This window comes from Lysinibacillus sp. FSL K6-3209, assembly GCF_037976175.1.
GTDB lineage: Bacteria > Bacillota > Bacilli > Bacillales_A > Planococcaceae > Lysinibacillus > Lysinibacillus sphaericus_D.
The window spans coordinates 3,232,715-3,250,125 of the sequence record NZ_CP150264.1 but is presented as its reverse complement, the minus strand read 5'-3'; the positions used below and the strand labels follow the sequence as shown (position 1 = coordinate 3,250,125).

The window sequence follows — 17,411 nt, the reverse complement described above, 5'->3', positions numbered from 1 at the left end:
ATTTGGTTTGAGAGTTGAACAAGGGTGTTGTCATCAAACAATTAGTTAGCACCAATCTATAGTCTTAGCAAAGGGCGAGTATCAAAGTTAATTTCAAGTCTAAAAGATAAGGGCTATGTCATTGTATACCTAATCTACAAACTTGGCGCAAAAGTTATTGACCGACATATTAATAAAACGACTAGAGGGTATGTTCGAACGTGTTGATACCCTTTTAGATGTAAACAGTCAGGAGAATAATGCAGTTTTTAATAATACATTGCAATGTAATAACTTATTCAGATTGGTCGGTGAAGATCAGTGCAAAAAACGGGCGACAGAATGGCAGAAGTCATGGCGAGAAGCAAGCTATATTCGGAAACTACTGTAGCGATTGAAGAAACTCAGTATAACTGTTCTAAGTGTAAAGATACTGGTAGTTACTTAGAACGTAAAAAGAATGGTTACTATATCCGAGGTGTTGAAGTGGAGCAAGACTATTATATCGTTTGTGAATGCAATAAGATGCTCAAGATTAATAGACTTATTGAATCTAGTGCAATTACAAAAGAGTTTCAGAAAATGAGCCTTAAAGACTTCTCGACGGATAATGTTCATCCCAAAGTTGTAGAAATGAAAAGTAAGGTGAAACAGTATTATGCAGCCTTTGAAGAAATTAGAGGTTTCAGACAAAATAGCATCATGCTTGTGGGACAACCTGGGTGTGGCAAGACACATTTATTAACCGCGATATCTAACTATCTGATCCATTCAAAGCAAGTGCCTGTTCTTTACTTCCCATACAAAGATGGCTTGAACAATATCGCAGCTAACAATTTTGAACGTAAAATGGAAATTATGACTCAGATGAAAGAGGTTGATGTCTTGTTCATTGACGATTTATTTAAGCCATTCGGTGGGAAAGTTAATGTGAAGTCGTGGCAGACTGATGTCATCTTCGAAGTGGTCAACGCACGTTATTTGAGCAACAAACCTTTATTAATATCTAGTGAATTGTCTCTTGATGACATGCTTTATATCGATGAGGCTTTAACTAGTCGACTTTTAGAAATGACTCAAGATTTCATAGTAACTATTCAGAAGGATAAGAAAGTGAACTATCGATTGCGCAAACTATTTGAAAAAAGATAGAGAGACGCACATCCCCTTATCGGTGCGAGAAAAGATGACGAAACGACAGGGAAAAAACGTTTTTGTTTTAGTAAAAGGATATAAAGCATTTAAGAGTTGAGTATTAACAGTTAGTTATGAATGGGATATGGGAGGTAGCAGTTTGAATCCAATATTTTTAGGTTTTGGAGTAAAACCTTACGCCGTTATTATATGGCGTAAAGGGGATGAGAATAAGTCGAAAACAATTTGCTTTGACGAGTATGAATTACAAACAGCATTAGCATTGCATGTTAAACCCAATGGCTTCTATCATCGATATGAGCCAAAAATTTACTACTCTGCATAGGGGAGAATATCATTACACTTAGGAGGAAAAATCTATGTTAAAAGAGAGAGCTTTCGTTATTACACCGGATGTTTTAGATTCAATGATTACAGACTACCATTGGATGGTTAACGCTATCAAAGAAATGCGAGAAGAAATGGTCATAGGGGCAAAGACGGCACAATATGGTATTGAGGCTTCATTACCAAAGGCGGTAGGCGGGATAGGTGATCCAATTATGCAAGAGGCTATTAGACGTTCGAAAAATAATAAACGTGTGGCAGATTACGAGAAAAAGATATTAGAGGTTCAGAAACTTCTCGAAAAAGTTACAGGCGATAGGGAGATACAAGTATTAAATTGGATGTTAGATGGAAAATCTAAACGTTGGATAGCAAAAAAAATGGAATTGAGTCACACACAAATACAAAATATTAAAGAAAATATTTTAATCAAAATGTTAGCTTAAAAAGGATCCCTCATATAAAATGAGGGATCCTAAAATTTTTTATTGGCCTGAAACTTTGTCTACTTGTGTCGTTATAAATCTTTTTTTAAAAAAGGATAACTGCAAGCTGCATTTTGTTCAATTTTTATTCATATAGCAATTTGGTAATTCTTCAAGCATTTTAACTAATAGTCTTAGGGATTCACTAAATGAGAGCAAACAGTAGAAACATTCCATACTTTCCAGAGTTGCCATACTTTAAACATTATGTGAGTTAGAATTTATAATGTAAACTAGGCTATAGGCAGGTTAGGTAAGATTATCTTTTGTTTATATTATATTTTGAATATAGGGAGAGCCAACAGTTCCAAAGTTCATGCGAACAACCTAATTCAAAAGAAAGATAAGTATATAAAAGGATTTTATCTATCGGTCGTAGGTAACTACGATTTCAAACTTTCCAGAGTTGCCATACTTTAAACATTATGTGAGTTAGAAATTATAATGTAAACTAGATATAGGCGGTTCGCTAAGATTTTCTTCTGTTTGTATTATATTTTGAATATGGGGAGAAACAACAAAGAATTCTAAAGTTAATGCGAACAACCTAGTTCAAGAAAAAGATAAGAAAATAAAAAGATTTGATCAATCGGTCGTAGGTAACTACGACTTTTTATTATGCCTATTCTCGTCTTTTTCGAACTTGTAGACGTTAAAGAATAAGTTTTCAAATTATGCCGTTACACTATTTTTTAGGAAAGGGAGGGCTAGAACTATCAAAAGAAAGTTGTTTTGTTTCATTTTATTAGGATGAGGAGGTGCTATTAGCTAAAAAATGATTTCTCTAAGTATCGAACGAAGATGTACTTTAGAAGGAAGGTGTTTGCTTAATGGCATTTGAATTTAAGGAAGTAAAGCAGTTAGCTGAAAACTTAAAAGAACTCACTTTTACAACTGAGAAGATACACAAAAAAGTGGCTGAGAGAGTTGCCCAAATCGCTATTAAGAAAGTGAAAATGCTTACACCTGTAGATAATAATCGGTTTCGTGATAACTGGAAATACCATATTGTTAAAGAGGGTAATAATTTTATCATTATTATTTATAATCAGTTAGAATATCCGCTTTTTGTTGAGAAAAGGCATAATGTTATGACTGGACGAACAGTAGGTTTTGTAGATGGTCAATATATACTTAAACTCACGGAACAAGAAATGGAACATCTTATACCTCAAATGTGGGAACACGAAATCGAGAAGGAATGGAGGCGTAAAATGGGTGGTTAATGTAACAGATCGTATTAAAACGTTAGCAATCATGCAATTACGATCTTTGTATCCTGATAACAATCAATATCAAATTTACAATAAACCAGTTAAGCAAGACTTAAAATTACCTGCATTTTTAGTTCGAATCATAAACGTGCATCAAGAGCGAAGTATGAAGAATCAAGCAATTCGGACCTATTCATTTAGCATCGTCTATTTACCATCTACAGATGAAATAGATGATGAATGCTTAAATGTACTGGAAGTTATCCAAAACAACTTTAAATACCTTGCGGATAGTTTCCAAATACATGAAATAGAAGGGGAAATAGTTAATGAAACACTAATGATTAATTTTCAAGTGAAAGCGAGACTTTACGACAGTCAAGAAGAAGCGAAAATGAAAACATTGGAGGGCGTTGAATTTGACACAAATAATGACTTTTAAACCAAAAACAGTGAAGCAGCCAGGGAATAAAAAATTCTCTAAGGCTGCTTTTTTAGATAGCGCTCAATCTTCAAAAGAGCGTTTAGAGTATCAAGTTGTGCTTCAAGATGGCGTAACTTATACAAAAATAGAAGCTGATAAACAAGTATCCGAGTGGAAGCAAAAAGGAGGAATTGCATAATGGGTGGAATTTGGGAAACGCAAAATAAAGTACGTCCTGATGCTTATATTAATTTTGAAACAAACAGTTTAAATACAATGGGACTTGATTCTAATGGGGCTCTAGTTGTACCTGTGACACTTGATTGGGGTGATGTTGGTAAGTTTACTAAACTCTCTTCAAATACAAAGTTTAGGAGCTTATTCGGTAAAGCACTGGGTGATATTTTACCTCTTCGAGAAGCTTTTAAGGCTACTGGAAATGTTTATTTGTATAACCTTAATGGCGTTGGTGAGAAAGCGAAAGCGACAGTTGAAGGATTAACAGCTACTGCGAAGTTCGGTGGAACTGATGGAAATAAGATTCACATTATTACGACAACTGGATTAGACGGTTCTACAACAGTAAAAACCTATTTTGACGGTATTCAAGTGGACTTACAAAAGGTGATTACTTTCGAAGATTTAAAATCAAATGAATATGTATTGTTTAATGGTTCATTACCAACAGGTGATGCTACTTTGACTTTAGCTGGTGGAACAACAGTAGCTGCTACAAACGAGTCCATATCGGAGTTCGCGTCTGCATTGGATACTTTGAATTTTAAGGTAGTGGCATATGGGACTGCTGACAATACAATAAAAGAGCTACTTGCCTTAAAGGTAAAAGAACTGCGAGAACAAGCAGGTAAACGCGTTACATTCGTTACAAATAATTATAATGCAGCAGACCATGAAAGCACAGTATCGATTAAAAATGGCGTCACACTTGATGGTGGGGAAATCTTAAGTGCAAATGAGGCGGTGTACTGGTTTGGTGCAGCATTTGCAGCATCCACTGTAGGTTCATTAACATATGCAAAATATCCGGGTGCAATAGAAGCGGAAGCGATGACCAATGATGAAATCATTAAAGCATTACAAGACGGTCATATTGTCTTCACTTTCAATAATGATGAAGTAGTAGTAGAGCAGGATATAAATACTTTCCATTCATTTACACCGTCTAAAAACCAAGATTTCCGTAAAGGAAAAATTGATCGAGGAATGACTATTGTTGAAAATAACACACGCCACATTTTCCGAAAATACTTCATCGGTAAAGTGAACAATAATGAAGATGGAAGAGATTTATTTAAGAAGCAATTAATGAAAACGGTGCTCGATCCATATGTTCGGTTAGGGGTGATCAATCCATATTTGCCTGAAGATATTACTGTTGAGCAAGGTGATGAAAAAGATGCCGTATTTGCAGTGATTGGTATCAAGTTTATCGATGCAATGGAAAAATTATATATGCGCGTTGAGTGTAAATAAAAGGGGGAAAATTAGATGGCAGCAAACGTAATGCAAACAAAAGACGCAATGTCCTCTCGTGAGGGCTTGGTATTTATTAATATTGAAGGGCAAACATATGAATTTGCAGAAATTCTTAAATTCAAGGCGGAAGTAGAATACAACAAAGTAGAAGTAAAACGGTTAAATGCTCGTATGGAAGGTTCAAAAATTGTCGGAGCAAAAGGTGTCGGTGAAATGACGATGTATTACCATCGCCCAGAGGTTCGAGCGATGGCCATGAACTATCTACGTTCAGGGAAATCGCCAATGTTTGATGCAACAATTGTCAATGCGGATATTACTAGTGCAGCTGGTAAACAAACCGTGGATGTCCGAAATATTGTTCCAGATAAAACATTACTAGCAATGCTTGATGCAGATAGTGCAGACACATTAAAAGACGAATTTTCATTCACATTTGACGATTTTGAAATCTTAAACCAATTTAGTGTTATCCAATAAGGAGGAAACTGTAAATGAGTAACTTTAAAGCATTCATGAAAGAAAATGTAATGGCGGTAGAACCTATCGAGTTATCCCTACAACGTTTTGCAGAACCTATTAAATTACTACCTGTTCCATCTGAAGAAGCCGATTTGATTAACGATAGATGTTTTAAAAATGTAGCTGGCAAAAGAGGACGCCAAGAACGAGTATTTGATCCAGTAGCATACAACCGTAGATTAAACGTAGCAGCTATCGTATACCCAGACCTAAATAATACAGAATTACAACAATCTTATGGCGTAAAAGGTGCAGAGGCCTTATATGGGAGAATGTTTCTAGCAGGTGAAACATCGCTGATTTCAGAAAAGGTATCCGAAATTAGCGGAAGTGATATTACGCTCGAAGATGAAGTGGAAGAAGTAAAAAACTAATACAAGGCAGTGACGATGAGCGCGACGGACTAGCATTTTATGCACATGTTGCGCTTCATCGGTTCAATATACTGCCTAACTCGTTTTTAAGTATGGATCGCAAAGAGCGCGCATTCATTATAGCAAGTTTGGATGTAGAACTTGAAAAAGAGGCAGAGGCCTCGAAAAAGTAATAAGACAATTATAATTATATAGAAAAGGCATGCCTTGTTGGGTATGTCTTTTTTAGCCCTAAAATGAGGTGAGTGTTATGTCAGTGCGTACAACCATGACCTTGACCGATAGAATGACGGGTACTCTTCATAAGATGATGAAAGCTATGAATAGTACAATCCGAACGATGGAGCAAATGCATATATCATCCAACAGAGCAGGGGATATGCGTAGCCTGCAACGTGCAACGGTCGTTATCCAGAGTGCGAGTGTAGCTTTTAATAGATTAGGGACTAGTGCAAGACTTGCACATCAAAGTATTAGCAATGTGGGTGATGGATTTATAGGGACTTCGGGAGGGATAGAAGCCGCCACAAGTGGAGTAGATAATTTTTTTAGTAAATTTGTTGGTTTTGCTTCTAATATTTTATCGGTAAAGAATTTAACTGAGAGTTTTAAGAAGTTAGCAAGCGCTTCTGATTCTTTTAGTAATACTAATACGCGAATCGCTAATATTAATGACGGTTCGCAAACACAAGCGGAGTTGCAGGATAAGATTTATAGAGCTTCTCAGCGAAGTTTAAGCTCTTATAATGATATGGCTACTAGTGTTGCTAAATTAAACGCTAGTGATACTTTTAGTAGCAATGATGAAGCTATCCGTTTCAGTGAGCTGATGAATAAATCTTTCGCTGCTTCAGGAGCTAGTAGTCAAGAAAAGGCTGAAAGTATAAAACAATTAACGCAAGCAATGGCTTCTGGAGGATTGAAAGGAGATGAGTTTACATCAATCGCAGAAAAGGCTCCATTGCTTGCAGATGCAATTGCAGATTCTTTAGGAAAAAGTACAAGTGAACTAAAACAAATGTCATCAGATGGAGAAATTACAGCGGATATTATCAAAAATGCGTTATTTAATGCTGCTGACGAAATTGAAGATAAATTTAGTAAAACGCCGATAACATTTTCAGATGCAATGACTGTATTTAAAAACTATGCGCAAAATGCATTTGAACCTATATTTAAACGATTCAGCGAATTTGTTAATTCGGATGCATTTGGGGTTTTAGCAGGTCATGCAATGATGTTTATTAATCTATTTGTAGCTGGATTATCACTTGTTTTTGATGCTCTTGAGATGATTTACAACACAATCGGTGCGGTAGGAACATTTATGTATGATAACGCTAATTGGGTGGTGCCTATACTTGTAATAATGGGTGTTGTTCTAGGATCAATTGTAGCAATTTTGCTAACCAAATATGCTGTTTTAGGATTAATTAGGACAGCAACCCTTGCGTGGGCTGCAGCACAATGGATAGTAGATGCTGCTTATTTAACAAGCCCTATTACGTGGATCATAATTGGAATTATTGCAGTAATTGCTTTAGTTGTAACCGCAATGGTGATGTGGGCTGAACAAACTGCAACTGTAATTGGTGCAATTGTTGGAGGCGTTTATTGGCTAGGTACTGCCTTCTATAACGTTATGATAGGTATTGCTAACCTTGCTATTACCGTTGCCGAATGGTTCGTTAATACATGGAATCAGGCTATATTTTTTGTACAACTCGCATGGATTGCCTTTAATCTTATGGTTAGAACTGTATTAGATGCCATAGGAAATAATATTATTAGCGTAGCTGAGTGGATTGCAAATACATTCAACGATTTAGTGTATGGTGTACAGATGGCATTTTATACGATGGGAACTATGGTGCTGAAAACGGTTGGTGGTATAGCAGATGGTATTTTTAATGTCATTAATAATGCATTAGGCGGAATATCTGATCTTATCAACGGTGCAATTGGTGGAGTGAATTCATTCATAGGTTTACTTAATGGTGTGCTGGATACCGATCTTTCTAAGATAGGTACAGTAGATTTAAAATTAAGTAATGGTGCAACTAACTTTGGGGAAACGCTTCAAAATCTTATTAAAGCGCCTACAAAGGCTGACAAGATTACTCTGGGAAGAATGAACACCGCTGGGGATTATATGAATAATGTAACTATGCCGACTGCACCAATCAAAAAACAATTTGAGCGTTTAGATTACAAAGACTTAGGTAATGCATACGACAAAGGATATGAATTAGGAAATTCTCTTTCACTTGCTGGCAGTGAAAAATTAAGTAGTTTAGTAGACAAAGCAAAAGGGCTAGCGGGATTAGTGAAGAAAGATGAAGAGAATACTAATCCATTTCCATCTAGTTTGACAGATGATGTAGTAAAATCAGCACCTTCAGATTCGAGTCTTGGTCAAATAAATGCACCTTCAGAATCAGGTCTTGGAAAAAATGCTGATGATAATCAAAAACTTAATGGTGGAAATATAGATAAAGTTGGGAAGATTGAAGACAAAATCAATCTAGCAGACGAATATCTCGAATTATTTAAAGATATTGCGGAAGGTAAAGTGATCAATAACATTGTTTCGCTTACACCAAATTTACAGGTCCATAATAATTTTGAAGATACAACTGGTAGTGCAATGGAAAAAATGCTTAATAAATTCGGTGATTTATCTAATGCGAGTGGCAACGTTGCCAAAATAAATGACTATGTATCACAAGCATTGAATGTTCCAGTTAGGGATGAAGTTGAAGTATCAAACGAAGTACGAGAGAAAATTTCTGCTTCACCTATAACAAATACTAGTAAAGATGTTGTGCAGCATATTCAAAGTGAACCGAAGTTTTATTTCACTGGTGATATTCGTGAGAAAGTGGATGTTCATGAAGTTGTAAAGTTTATTACACAAGGTTTGAAAGATGAGCAGAATCGTTCGGTAGAGGGGGTATATGGATGATAGGAATCTATCTAAGTGCTAACAATGACAAAGAAGGGTTTCGTATCCCTGTAAATCCGCCAGAATTATCATTTAAACAGGATGCAGATGGAGAAGAATTTTCAGTCGCTAAGATTGGAACTGTTAAAGTGCCTAAGCCTATGAAATTACCCGAGTTCTCATTCTCTTCGTTTTTTCCGGCGCAGGATACACATTACGCTGATACACAATTTATTGAACCTAAAAAGTATATTGACCAAATAAAAAAGTGGATGGCCGAAGAAACGGTTATTCGCTTTGTTTATGTAGGCGGTTCATTCTCTATTAACGGCCAGTTTACTATTGAAAGCTTTGAAGCAAAAGATCAATTTGGTACGTCCGACGTGGATTATACTATCTCTTTTAAAAAGTATGTGCCATTTGGATTTAAAAAAATGGAACTGGTTCATAAGAGTAATGTGCCAACTGTGTCTGCCAAGAAAAAGACAGTGAAGAAAGTCGTGAAAAAGGAAGCTCCAAGAGAAAACTCTAAGCAAATACCACAGACGTATAGTTTAGTAAAGGGTGATTCGCTTTGGAAAATCGCGCAAAAGTATACCGGAAACGGAGCAAATTATAAAGCATTGCAAACCTTGAACGGGATTAAAGATAGTGATTTAAGGAAGTTGCCAATTGGGTTGAAAGTGAAAATTCCGCCTGAATGGACGGCTAAGAAATGAGGTGGTAGGTATAGAAGTATTAATTGATAATCGAGATGGAAATATATACGAAGTGCCTGTCACTTCACTTAGCTGGAAGACTGAAAAAACAGGGAAAGCATCAGAGCTTAATGTTTCTTTGCTAAATCCTAAGCCACTTGAAAATAAAATTGTATCTGGTGCGATTGTAAGAGTAATTGATGGAAAACATAAAGTATTTTATGGCTATTCCTTTAAAGCAAGTTTTAGCAAGGATAGTGAATTTAATATCATTGCCTACGATCAACTAAAGTATTTAATGTATGAAGATACTTTTGTTATTCCATCGATGTTAGCAGAAAAGGCTATTGAGCGTATTTGCAGTATGGCAAATCTTAAGTTGAGTTCTGTAGCGAAAACAGGTTTTACAGCGCCAGGAATGGTTGAAGAAAATAAGAAGACATTAGATGTCATCATGAAATACATTGATTCAGCTATTGTGGCTACAAACCAGAGCTTTGTTTTTATGGATGATTTCGGCTCACTAGGATTGCATAATATTAGCGATCTTGTTATACCCCCTACAGATTTTTATATTGGTGAAGAAAGTCTTTTATATGACTTTGATTACTCAGTATCAATTGAGGATTCTTATAATCGAGTAAAACTGGTATTAGATGATAAAGAGGCTTCCAAGCGAAGAGTATTTATTGCGCAGGATAGTAGCAATATCGCTAAATGGGGTCAGCTGCAGTATTACAAAAAGGTAGACGAAAATATGACACCCGCCCAGATTGAAAGCTTATTGAATGTATTACTCGCGGTTCACAATAAAGAAAAAAAGGAATTATCCTTAAAGTGCTTAGGTGATTGGCGAGTACGAGCTGGAAAGATGGTATTTATCTATATCGAAAAATTGGGGATTAATAAGTTGTTTTTGGTTGAGACATGTACACATGATTGGTCCGCTAAAGTCCATACAATGAGTTTAGAATTGAAGGTGATTTCTTGAGTTTACTAGAGCTAATTAAAACGACAGCACTAGCAGCATTTCAAGCGTCCAATCCAGTAAATATTGTTTTGGGTAAAGTCATTGAAGCAAAGCCGTTAAAAATAGAAATACACTCGAAACTCATCTTGTCCGATGAGTTTTTACTTGTTGCGGAGCATCTTACTAGACATGAAAGAATTGCCAGTATTCAATTCGAATATCCGAAAAGTTACACCAAAGGTCAAATTGGTGATGAAGGTAAACAGACAAGTTCGAAACGACAAAATCAAGGCGAATCGACTGCGGTGCCTTATGAAGAATATGAAATGAAATATCTAAAGCTCGTCTTAGAAGATGGTTTAAAAGAAGGTGATAAAGTAATAATGCATCGAGTACAAGGTGGCCAAAAATATTTTGTATCAGACAGATATAAGGAAGGGGATAGCGTATGGCACTACCAACAGAAGCAATAACAATTACCCCTGATATTGAAGTAATGGACGCTGTTGAATTACCCACTCGAACGTATCATTTAGATTTCAAACGAGGTAGCTGCAGCGGTTTAATAGATGGTCAAAAAGCTATGGAACAAGCAATTTTTAAAGTGTTAAATACTATTCGATTTGAACATCTAATTTATACAAACAATTATGGTTTTCAAAACATGGTTGGCTATGATGAGTTATATGTGCGCGGGGATTTAAGTAGGCGAATACACGATGCCTTGTTACAAGATGAACGTATTACATCATTAGAAAATTTTAGTCTTGAATTTATCTCAAAAGATGATGTATTAATAACATTTGTAGCTCGAACAATTTATGGTGATGTTAGTCTGTTAAAGGAGGCGATTAGAATTGCTTGAGTACTTAGAGTCACAATCATACGAAAGTATTTTAGCTGAACTTCTAGAACGTGTGCCAGATGACGTAGACAAGCGTGAGGGTAGTGTAATATACGATGCACTTGCACCTACCGCATTAAAGTTAGCAGAAACATATTGGGATATGTCAGTATTATATCGTCGTACTTTTGCTGCAACAGCGGACGGAGCTGATCTTGAAAAACGAGTAAATGAGCATGGAGTCGAACGAAAGAATGCAGGAAAGGCTATTCGCCGAGCTTTATTTACAGATGGTGATGGTCAACCTCTAGATGTGACTATAAATAGCCAATATCGATTAGAGGCAATTGTCTATAATGTAATTGAGCGATTAGATGTCGGGGTATATAAAGTAGAGGCACAAACAGCAGGTGCAGTTGGTAACAAGGATTATGGAGAAATGCTGCCTCTAGAAGCAAATAACAAGCTAGGTAAAGCTGTATTAGCTGATGTACTTGTGCCTGGTGAAGATGATGAAACAGATGAGTCCTTATATTTAAGATTTGTCGAACATATCCGTGAAAAAGCTTTTGGTGGTAATCGCGCGGACTATAAGAAAAAGCTGAGAGCAATTCAAGGCGTTGGTGGTGTACGTCTGCGTCGAGTTCCATTTGGTGGCGGAACAGTAAAAGCAATCATTATTGATTCGGATTTTAATGCTCCGACACCTGAGTTTGTATCTTATGTTCAAGAGATTATGGATCCATTAGAGTTTAAAGGTGAGGGTTATGGTACTGCGCCTATTGGTCATGAAGTAACAGTTGAAGGTGTAGGGAAAAATAATATTGAAGTTGAAATTGAACTCATCTTGAATGGTGCATCTATTGGACAAATTGAAGCACAAGTGAGTGCAACGTTAGAAACGTATTTTGCTGAATTACGTGCAAGTTGGTTTAAAGATTTAGACATCAATGTTCGTATTACTCATATTGAATCTCGGCTATTAGAGATTGAAGGAATAGAGGATATTGCTTCAACATTGTTGAATGGCTTAGCAAATAACATTAACTTGATCGAAGAAATTCCAGTACTTTCTAAAGTAATACTGAAGGAAGTGAGTACATGACCAATGCTTTTTTAGAGGAGTTACCATCCTACTATAAAAATATAAAAGAGTTTCGGGAGTTGTCCAATACAGTTACGCTTAACTGGGATAAACTTGACGAAGCTCTTTTTGGTGTGGATAATGATCAATTTATTTTAACTTCAACCGAGGCTGCTATTGCTATAAGAGAAAAGGATTTTGGTATTCGCGCAGATCGAAAGAAAGAGACATTGAAATTTCGAAAACTCCGATTACTGGCACGAATGCAAGAAAGTGCACCTTATGTGTTGGAGTACTTATCAAAGGCCTTATCAAGGTTAATCGGAGAAAATAATCATCAGATTTTATTAGATATTAATGAATTTCAAATGGAAGTGGCAATCGAAGTTGAACAGTCGACTTATTATAACGAAGTTGTGCAGTTAGTTGAAAGAATTGTTCCGTTAAATATTGATTTAATGACAACAATTTTAGCTTTAAAAGAATGCCTAATTATTATAGGTGGCACCTATGCATGGCCTATCAATTACAAAATATGTGGCCGTTTTAAAACAGCAGAAACGCATGGTGCTTTAGGGAATGAAATTTTAGTAGTATCTAATGAGATATACGGCTTCGTTATGAACAATCAGATTTGTGGTCGATTTAGAGCGGGAGGTGTGAGGGATTGAATGAAATACAACCATTAATGATAGATTTAACTCAACAATTTTTAAGTAATCTTACAGTTGGCGCAAAGGTTACTATTGATGGTGTTGTTTATGATAAAGAAATCTATCATACCAGCACAAAGTTCGGATTAAGAAAGTACGTAAAGTTATCGACAGAACAAGGCTTGGTAACAAGGGCTGTTTTAGTCGATAGTTACGGGCGGGAATTGTACGAAAAAACAATGAACTATCAAAAAGGTTCGAAGGGGTATGTAATAGCATTTCCTCTACAACTTGAATCAAAGGAAGTGAAAGTAAATGAGTAACTATATGAATGGTGAAATACCGCTGAATTTTAAGAAAAATCCTTACGAGCGTACCGAATGGTATGATGACGTAACAGATCCAGTAACAGGAGAAGTTATCGAGGACGGGACGCTGTTCATGTCAGAGTTTGCTAATAACTTCGAGTGGGGAATCTTTAACGCTTATCGTTTTATGATTGAAATGTACCGTCAATTAGAACGAATGCGCATTCAAATGGAACTAGATGGCCGTGTACCAGGGAACAGCGGAACGTTTGCAGACACGCTTGACGGTAGCATGAATAAAATCAAATTAGATGCAGCTAAGACCGACATTATTGAGGCTGTCATAATAGGAACAACTACATTAAAAGTGGCTAGTGTTGATGGTTTTACACCGTTTACACAAGTCACTATTTTTGATGATGTAGCAAGTGAGGACGTTGTAATTACAGCGATAGGTCAAGGTACGATTACCGTTTCTGCACTTACCAATGCATACAAAAAAGGCGCAAAAGTGGCTCGAAGTAATGTTCAAATTGATATGGTTAACGCTGAAATGGGTGTCGGTGATTGGCAGACATTCAACGTTGAATTAGTGGAGGTGGTTTAAGGATGGTTCAGTATTATTATGACAAGTTTACGGCGATAAGCACACCTGTCTATAGCTGGCAAATTGTATGGGGAACAGAAGAATTTTTAGATGCCGAATCTGTGGGCGGGTACGAAGATTATACGCTAGACCAAAACACGGGCAAAGTGTCTACTATCGGGGCTTCAAAAAGCGCAATTGTCAACATGAACACTGTAGTATACACAAATTACAACGATAACCTTATACGATACCAGGGCAGGTATGGGGTTTATACTATATCTAAGCTACCAGGCACACCAACCTGGTATCAATCTTCTACAAACTACTCAAAAGGCTCACTAGTGCAATCAAACATCACGGCAGAAGATGGCACATATCCGGCAAACGGACGTCATACAGACGGGTATTGGTATGTAAAAGGCGCGGCAGTTGGACCTTTGTCTCCAGGTACTGTAATTAATCAGCCATATAGTACAGCGGGTAATGGCGGACGCAAGTTAGTTAGATTAAATGATGGTACGTTAGTAGCTTGTGTTCTAGGGCAAGTAGCTACTGCCTGGTTTCTTCATGTATATAAATCAACAGACAACGGTAACTCATGGACATTCTTAGGTAAAAACGGTAGTTGGTCACTGTTATCGACAGCCTCATGGGCCCTTACAACAAACGGGACAAGTGTGTTTGTCCTGGTTACAGTAAGCACTAACGTTGTCCAATTCAAAGAGTTACGTATAAGTGAAATGAATGGCGGAGATTGGTCTCTAGGCACTAACGACCAGGGTAAATACGCCCGACTAGACGACAATCAATCAGCACTAGCCGGTGCGTCCCTAGCAATCGACCCAACCAACGGACACCTACACGCAACATGGGCAAGTAAAAATGCAACGTATCCAAATTCGTTTAATATCCGTTATACAAAGAGTACAGATGGTGGGGTTACGTGGTCAGCAGTTGAGCAAGTTACTAATATGAATCAATCCCCTATTAATATATCGAATCCAACAATAGTGATTAGAAATTCAGACGCTTTAATAATAACAGAAACGATATGGAGTACAAATGACAAATGTATAGATGTATTTAGTAAAAAGGTTGGTTTATCTGGTATTCACGGGGCTTCTGGTGCTTGGAAAAATAAAACTATTTACAACGGATACTCATACGCTCAATCCAGTCCATCAGCAGTAGTGGACAAAGACGGCGTGATTCATGTTGCCTGGCATGGGACTTCGTCCGATTCGGGAGGCTACAATAATCTATACTACGCTAAGTCTACAGATGGTGGCAGTACGTGGACTAGCGCGGAGAGCGTGCTAAAAGGTACTTCGCAGGGGCACTATGCAATGGCATCTATAACAACAGACAAGACAGGCGACTTAATTATCTTGGTAGGTGGCGTGAAAAACGTAGCCATGCTAAAAAAAGGCAGTACTCAATGGACAACACAGGTAGTAGACTATTTAATGACCTATCCGTCTACTTTATATGATGCTACTTTTAAACAAACTTTTGGTGTTATACCACCTACGGTTTATGCACAGTCAACAAAGAGCGTTCAATATGTCGGAACACTTAACACAAACAACGACCCGACAATCGCATTGATAACACCGACAAACAATCAAACGTTATACGAAAACGACACACTTAACCTTTCGGGCGAGGCATATGACGCTGACAAAGACCAATCTGTCACAGCGTACTATCAAATAAACAGCGAACAACGAAAGGTATTAGCAACAAACATAAGTCAGACGCAAATTGCTTTATCAAAGCAGCTAACCTTCAAAGGTGGTAAGTTATATGACGGTGATACTGCCCTCACAGGCACACTAGCCGATGGTGTAGCACATAAGTTAAAAGTATGGGCCGAGGATAGCGAGAAAGCTTCGTCTGCGATTGTTGAGCGTACGTTCTATGTTGTACCTAACCGAGCGCCTTTGTTATCTGTGGATGCTGTTGTACCTTCTGGCGTAGTTGATGAGGACAAGTTTAAAATTAGTGGTACAGCCTCCGACCAAGATGCTAATTCAACGGTCAAGGTAACTCGTCGTATTAACGCAGGGAATGTTGTTGAAATATACAGTGGTACAGGTGGAGCGTGGGAATTTGATTTAGCTCTATCACAACTTGTAGTTGGTCAAAATACAATTGTGATTGAGGTCGTTGATAACTATGGGGCAAAGACTAGCAAGACAATCACACTAAATAAAAAAGAAATGAAAACACCTATTTTGCAATCTGTTGCTCGGTATAAAATTGAGCCACCGAAGGGATCAGCGAAGGGTGTTTTATTATTTATTCAACGTGATGAGGAACTGGATGTAAAAGTTGAGTTATCCATGACTTTAAGTGGTGAGCAAGAACAGTACGAAACATTAACGCCTGTGAACACTGCGCCAGTACAACAAGGCGTAGTAGAGGATACTTTCGAACACGAGGGGTTAGAAGCAAAACAAAATATCATTCTCAAAATCACACCATCACGAACAGATTTATCTTTTAATCATAAAATACATTTAATTTCAGGGGCGGTGGACTAATGCCATTTCAATATAAAGTACGGAACGCGGACAGCACATTTGGTGATATGAAGAAATTCGGAGTAGAAGAAACACCGAAAGAAAAGGCAACGCGCTTAGAGCAAGAAAACCAGCTACTGTTAAACAGTATGATGGAGATGTCATCCTATATGGCTAACCAAGAACAACGTATAGCAGGTCAAGAAAGCGCCATTATGGAACTTTCTACACTTATCGCTGCTACATTACCAGGAGGTGAAAGCAATGTTTAATGAAAACAGCGGGCTTGTATGTATCTGGTGTAATTATGTGAAAGTAAATCCAGATAAAAAAGAGCAGGTGCCAAATCTTTCAAATCTGCGCCAAGTGGTGTACAGCAAATTAGAACAAGAAACGGATAGTAAAACGCAAGCATAGGCTTAGCGTTATTTTATTGTCTAAATAAAAGGTAATACCTTCCTTTTGTCGAATAGTGTAGTGTAGAGGAGAGGAGGTTATTTATGATTTGGGAATATAAAGTTCAAAATTTTGTAGCTGAAATTAACGGTATGGAATTTGGTAATGTAAATGAACTATTAGGGAATTTATTAAATCAAATAGGTTCTGAGGGTTGGGAATTAATTTCTTCTACTCCTATTGAACCAAATAAGGTTACGAATATTCAATTAGTTTTCAAAAGACCAAAGGAATAAGTTTTAGCACTCTCAACCGAGGGTGCTTTTTATTATGCGCTGTGAGAGCAATCGAGATGGGCAACGGTACATGTTACTGATTCTCGAAGCTTCTCATGGCGCTTGTTTATTTATAATAAAGGGCAAA

General features: G+C 37.1%; 22 protein-coding genes. All 22 read left to right on the top strand.

What is annotated here, in order from left to right; translation table 11 throughout:
* The first annotated feature begins 321 nt into the window (after positions 1–321).
* The 22 genes from MHH88_RS15870 to MHH88_RS15765 all read left to right on the top strand — a co-directional run bounded on the left by MHH88_RS15870 (position 322) and on the right by MHH88_RS15765 (position 17,284).
* A complete protein-coding gene (locus MHH88_RS15870; RefSeq protein ID WP_339259298.1) occupies positions 322–1,131 on the top strand; it encodes a DnaA/Hda family protein in 810 nt (269 codons plus the stop codon).
* A gap of 142 nt (positions 1,132–1,273) precedes the next feature.
* Positions 1,274–1,459 carry a hypothetical protein gene (locus MHH88_RS15865; RefSeq protein ID WP_339259296.1) on the top strand — a complete coding sequence of 62 codons (186 nt, stop codon included), beginning with the start codon at positions 1,274–1,276 and terminating at the stop codon, positions 1,457–1,459.
* A 34-nt stretch (positions 1,460–1,493) separates the two neighbouring features.
* Positions 1,494–1,907: a LuxR C-terminal-related transcriptional regulator gene (locus tag MHH88_RS15860; RefSeq protein ID WP_339259294.1), complete on the top strand. Its 414-nt coding sequence runs from the start codon at positions 1,494–1,496 to the stop codon at positions 1,905–1,907.
* A gap of 869 nt (positions 1,908–2,776) precedes the next feature.
* A complete protein-coding gene (locus tag MHH88_RS15855) occupies positions 2,777–3,172 on the top strand; it encodes an HK97 gp10 family phage protein (protein WP_339259293.1) in 396 nt (131 codons plus the stop codon).
* A complete protein-coding gene (locus MHH88_RS15850; RefSeq protein ID WP_339259291.1) occupies positions 3,165–3,602 on the top strand; it encodes a DUF6838 family protein in 438 nt (145 codons plus the stop codon). The genes MHH88_RS15855 and MHH88_RS15850 overlap by 8 nt, the downstream gene beginning before the upstream one ends.
* The gene (locus MHH88_RS15845) at positions 3,592–3,783 is read left to right on the top strand and encodes a hypothetical protein (protein ID WP_339259289.1); all 192 of its coding nucleotides are present in this window, start codon (positions 3,592–3,594) and stop codon (positions 3,781–3,783) included. Before MHH88_RS15850 ends, MHH88_RS15845 begins: the two co-directional genes overlap by 11 nt.
* Complete coding sequence (locus MHH88_RS15840) at positions 3,783–5,078, top strand: phage tail sheath C-terminal domain-containing protein (protein ID WP_339259287.1); 1,296 nt, start codon at positions 3,783–3,785, stop codon at positions 5,076–5,078. The genes MHH88_RS15845 and MHH88_RS15840 overlap by 1 nt, the downstream gene beginning before the upstream one ends.
* Before the next feature lie 15 nt (positions 5,079–5,093).
* Positions 5,094–5,561: a phage tail tube protein gene (locus MHH88_RS15835; protein ID WP_108029912.1), complete on the top strand. Its 468-nt coding sequence runs from the start codon at positions 5,094–5,096 to the stop codon at positions 5,559–5,561.
* A 14-nt stretch (positions 5,562–5,575) separates the two neighbouring features.
* On the top strand, positions 5,576–5,977 hold the full coding sequence (locus MHH88_RS15830; RefSeq protein ID WP_339259283.1) for a phage portal protein: 402 nt from the start codon (positions 5,576–5,578) through the stop codon (positions 5,975–5,977).
* A gap of 250 nt (positions 5,978–6,227) precedes the next feature.
* Positions 6,228–8,942: a tape measure protein gene (locus MHH88_RS15825; protein ID WP_339259281.1), complete on the top strand. Its 2,715-nt coding sequence runs from the start codon at positions 6,228–6,230 to the stop codon at positions 8,940–8,942.
* Positions 8,939–9,640: a LysM peptidoglycan-binding domain-containing protein gene (locus MHH88_RS15820; RefSeq protein ID WP_339259279.1), complete on the top strand. Its 702-nt coding sequence runs from the start codon at positions 8,939–8,941 to the stop codon at positions 9,638–9,640. The genes MHH88_RS15825 and MHH88_RS15820 overlap by 4 nt, the downstream gene beginning before the upstream one ends.
* A gap of 1 nt (position 9,641) precedes the next feature.
* Entirely contained in the window at positions 9,642–10,610 is a 969-nt protein-coding gene (locus MHH88_RS15815) for a hypothetical protein (RefSeq protein ID WP_339259277.1), read from the top strand.
* Positions 10,607–11,062, top strand: a complete 456-nt coding sequence (locus MHH88_RS15810) for a DUF2577 domain-containing protein (RefSeq protein ID WP_339259275.1) — start codon at positions 10,607–10,609, stop codon at positions 11,060–11,062. The genes MHH88_RS15815 and MHH88_RS15810 overlap by 4 nt, the downstream gene beginning before the upstream one ends.
* Entirely contained in the window at positions 11,038–11,454 is a 417-nt protein-coding gene (locus tag MHH88_RS15805; RefSeq protein WP_339259273.1) for a DUF2634 domain-containing protein, read from the top strand. The genes MHH88_RS15810 and MHH88_RS15805 overlap by 25 nt, the downstream gene beginning before the upstream one ends.
* Positions 11,447–12,538, top strand: coding sequence for a baseplate J/gp47 family protein (locus MHH88_RS15800; RefSeq protein WP_339259271.1), 1,092 nt, complete (start codon positions 11,447–11,449; stop codon positions 12,536–12,538). The genes MHH88_RS15805 and MHH88_RS15800 overlap by 8 nt, the downstream gene beginning before the upstream one ends.
* On the top strand, positions 12,535–13,188 hold the full coding sequence (locus MHH88_RS15795; protein WP_339259269.1) for a putative phage tail protein: 654 nt from the start codon (positions 12,535–12,537) through the stop codon (positions 13,186–13,188). Before MHH88_RS15800 ends, MHH88_RS15795 begins: the two co-directional genes overlap by 4 nt.
* Complete coding sequence (locus tag MHH88_RS15790; protein ID WP_339259267.1) at positions 13,185–13,493, top strand: hypothetical protein; 309 nt, start codon at positions 13,185–13,187, stop codon at positions 13,491–13,493. The genes MHH88_RS15795 and MHH88_RS15790 overlap by 4 nt, the downstream gene beginning before the upstream one ends.
* The gene (locus tag MHH88_RS15785) at positions 13,486–14,085 is read left to right on the top strand and encodes an integrase (RefSeq protein WP_339259265.1); all 600 of its coding nucleotides are present in this window, start codon (positions 13,486–13,488) and stop codon (positions 14,083–14,085) included. Before MHH88_RS15790 ends, MHH88_RS15785 begins: the two co-directional genes overlap by 8 nt.
* 2 nt (positions 14,086–14,087) lie before the next feature.
* Entirely contained in the window at positions 14,088–16,613 is a 2,526-nt protein-coding gene (locus tag MHH88_RS15780) for a hypothetical protein (protein ID WP_339259263.1), read from the top strand.
* Positions 16,613–16,864, top strand: a complete 252-nt coding sequence (locus MHH88_RS15775; protein WP_339259261.1) for a hypothetical protein — start codon at positions 16,613–16,615, stop codon at positions 16,862–16,864. Before MHH88_RS15780 ends, MHH88_RS15775 begins: the two co-directional genes overlap by 1 nt.
* Positions 16,857–17,009 (top strand): hypothetical protein, encoded by a 153-nt coding sequence (locus MHH88_RS15770; protein ID WP_167492614.1) that lies wholly within the window; start codon positions 16,857–16,859, stop codon positions 17,007–17,009. Before MHH88_RS15775 ends, MHH88_RS15770 begins: the two co-directional genes overlap by 8 nt.
* An 83-nt stretch (positions 17,010–17,092) precedes the next feature.
* Positions 17,093–17,284 carry a DUF4177 domain-containing protein gene (locus MHH88_RS15765; RefSeq protein ID WP_108029899.1) on the top strand — a complete coding sequence of 64 codons (192 nt, stop codon included), beginning with the start codon at positions 17,093–17,095 and terminating at the stop codon, positions 17,282–17,284.
* The last annotated feature ends 127 nt before the right edge of the window (positions 17,285–17,411 follow it).